The organism is Pseudomonas sp. IT-P258 (assembly GCF_949767825.1).
Lineage (GTDB): Bacteria > Pseudomonadota > Gammaproteobacteria > Pseudomonadales > Pseudomonadaceae > Aquipseudomonas > Aquipseudomonas monachiensis.
In genome coordinates, this window is record NZ_CATKPU010000047.1 from 1 (window position 1) to 1254 (window position 1254).

Genomic DNA, 1254 nt, shown 5'->3' on the forward strand with positions numbered 1-1254 from the left:
CTAAGGTAAAATTTGTGAGTTGCTCTTAGGAGCTCAATCGAATTTTCGGCGAATGTCGTCTTCATAGTATAACCAGATTGCTTGGGGTTATATGGTCAAGTGAAGAAGCGCATACGGTGGATGCCTTGGCAGTCAGAGGCGATGAAAGACGTGGTAGCCTGCGAAAAGCTTCGGGGAGTCGGCAAACAGACTTTGATCCGGAGATGTCTGAATGGGGGAACCCAGCCATCATAAGATGGTTATCTTGTACTGAATACATAGGTGCAAGAGGCGAACCAGGGGAACTGAAACATCTAAGTACCCTGAGGAAAAGAAATCAACCGAGATTCCCTTAGTAGTGGCGAGCGAACGGGGACTAGCCCTTAAGTGGCTTTGAGATTAGCGGAACGCTCTGGAAAGTGCGGCCATAGTGGGTGATAGCCCTGTACGCGAAAATCTCTTGGTCATGAAATCGAGTAGGACGGAGCACGAGAAACTTTGTCTGAATATGGGGGGACCATCCTCCAAGGCTAAATACTACTGACTGACCGATAGTGAACTAGTACCGTGAGGGAAAGGCGAAAAGAACCCCGGAGAGGGGAGTGAAATAGATCCTGAAACCGTATGCGTACAAGCAGTGGGAGCCCACTTTGTTGGGTGACTGCGTACCTTTTGTATAATGGGTCAGCGACTTATTTTCAGTGGCGAGCTTAACCGAATAGGGGAGGCGTAGCGAAAGCGAGTCTTAATAGGGCGTCTAGTCGCTGGGAATAGACCCGAAACCGGGCGATCTATCCATGGGCAGGTTGAAGGTTAGGTAACACTGACTGGAGGACCGAACCGACTACCGTTGAAAAGTTAGCGGATGACCTGTGGATCGGAGTGAAAGGCTAATCAAGCTCGGAGATAGCTGGTTCTCCTCGAAAGCTATTTAGGTAGCGCCTCATGTATCACTGTAGGGGGTAGAGCACTGTTTCGGCTAGGGGGTCATCCCGACTTACCAAACCGATGCAAACTCCGAATACCTACAAGTGCCGAGCATGGGAGACACACGGCGGGTGCTAACGTCCGTCGTGAAAAGGGAAACAACCCAGACCGTCAGCTAAGGTCCCAAAGTTATGGTTAAGTGGGAAACGATGTGGGAAGGCTTAGACAGCTAGGAGGTTGGCTTAGAAGCAGCCACCCTTTAAAGAAAGCGTAATAGCTCACTAGTCGAGTCGGCCTGCGCGGAAGATGTAACGGGGCTCAAACCATACACCGAAGCTACGGGTATCA

1 rRNA gene is annotated in these 1254 nt (G+C 50.3%); it reads left to right on the forward strand.

Going from position 1 to position 1254, the window contains the following annotated elements:
- Nucleotides 1-93: 93 nt before the first annotated feature.
- Nucleotides 94-1254, forward strand: a 23S ribosomal RNA gene (locus ACM6G4_RS18655); the annotation flags it as partial.